The organism is Endozoicomonas sp. SESOKO1, from assembly GCF_024606265.1.
Classification (GTDB): domain Bacteria; phylum Pseudomonadota; class Gammaproteobacteria; order Pseudomonadales; family Endozoicomonadaceae; genus Endozoicomonas.
Genome location: NZ_JAHHPP010000239.1, coordinates 1 through 1584, shown reverse-complemented (window position 1 = coordinate 1584; position 1584 = coordinate 1). Strand labels below are relative to the sequence as shown.

The window sequence follows — 1584 nt, the reverse complement described above, 5'->3', positions numbered from 1 at the left end:
CCTTTTGACGGCCTCACAATTAGCATGAACGCTGAGGCTTTAATTAAGCTGAAGAAATATGGTGACTGTGAGTTCTTCCGTAAAGACTGGAACACTTCGGTCTCCATTGCAAGAAATGTTAAAGAAGCTCATGGTCGAACTGTAGTTGCCTCTGAGTTATTCCCGCTGAAAGAAGCTGACCCAAGGCTTGTAATTGACAGTTTTGAAAACCCAACAGCTAAAGACATCAAGTTCTATCTGAGACAGGCTCTTGATATGGGTTACGAAGGGTTAATCCTACGTCAAGGCGATAAGTGGCTGCGAGTCAAACCTAAGCTGACTGCTGATGTTCGAGTGCTTGATGTTATTGAGGGTACTGGAAAACATAAGGGTCGCATGGGTGCGCTCGTAACGACTATGGGTAAAGTCGGTACAGGCTTTACTGATGCTGACCGAGAGAGTATCTGGAAGACACATTTAAATACCCTCTCCCATAAGACCTTTCTTTATGACCCTTCTGTACCTCAAGTTAATTCACTAATTGAAATCGAGTTCACTGAATTAACGAAGAATGGTCATCCAAGATTCCCACGATTTAAACGAGTCAGAGCTGACAAAGAAACTGAGAGTATTGACTAATGGAAAAACTGTCTGCAAAACAAATACTGACTAACACTCAGAATAACTTACCGCTAGTTAAAGTATGGCTGAAAGAAAACAAGGCTAAATTAACCGAGGCCGTTCTCTGCGGCAAAGACGTTGATGCTGATACGAAAGACGCTTTAAAAGAGGTAGCTATCGTAATCGGGGTCTTGGAAGAAACCCTTTCAGCTTGGAATGGTGAATAACTTTGATTTCTCGAAGTAAGACTATCTGCCATAACTGCAAGTCCCCTCTGAAAACAGTTAGCACGCATCAAGAAGATGCTCGTGGTATTTACATTGAGACCAGCATTCAGCCTTGCTCTAAGTGCGAGGCTGCTATTCACGATGAGTATCGTAAAGCTATTCTAGGGAAGCCTTGGTAATGGCAAAGACAAAACAAGTATTGCTAATTGACGGTGATATTGTCGCCTTCAATTCCATTGTTGCATCGCTCCATGAGTTAGAACTTGTGGATGGTGAGGGTCACGTCTTCTACCACAATATGACTGACTTCACGACTGCCTACAACATCGCTACAGCTCAGATCGAAGCTATCAGACAGGCTTGTGGTGGAGGTACAGTTATCTTCACTTGGACAGACTATACCTCTAACTGGAGGACAGACGTACTGCCTAGCTACAAGTCACATCGACGTAAGGCTGACAGCATTCGTCCTGCTGGTCTTATTCCTCTTAAAGAGAAACTTGCAGAGGATTATGAGTCTTACTGTTGGCCTTCACTGGAAGCTGATGATGTCATGGGTATTCTGGCTACTGATGACGACTTCTATGCTGGCTTCAAGAAAATCATTGTCTCTGAAGACAAGGACATGAAGACCATTCCTGCATGGATTTATAACCCTGCAAAGGACTATCAGCCTTGGCTCAATGAAGAAGCGGAAGCGGATTTGTACTTCCTGTCTCAAGCCTTAGGTGGCGATGTTACTGACGGTTACTCAGGC

General features: G+C 43.9%; 2 protein-coding genes and 1 pseudogene. All 3 read left to right on the top strand.

The genetic code is table 11. The features are described 5' to 3' along the window. Nucleotides 1-618 (top strand): annotated as a pseudogene (locus tag KDK13_RS10700) (hypothetical protein); the annotation flags it as partial. Beyond that, nucleotides 618-827: a hypothetical protein gene (locus KDK13_RS10695; RefSeq protein ID WP_257284958.1), complete on the top strand. Its 210-nt coding sequence runs from the start codon at nt 618-620 to the stop codon at nt 825-827. The pseudogene KDK13_RS10700 and the gene KDK13_RS10695, both read left to right, overlap by 1 nt. A gap of 178 nt (nt 828-1005) precedes the next feature. Next, a partial coding sequence (locus KDK13_RS10690) for a hypothetical protein (protein WP_257284957.1) occupies nt 1006-1584 on the top strand: 579 nt, incomplete at its 3' end.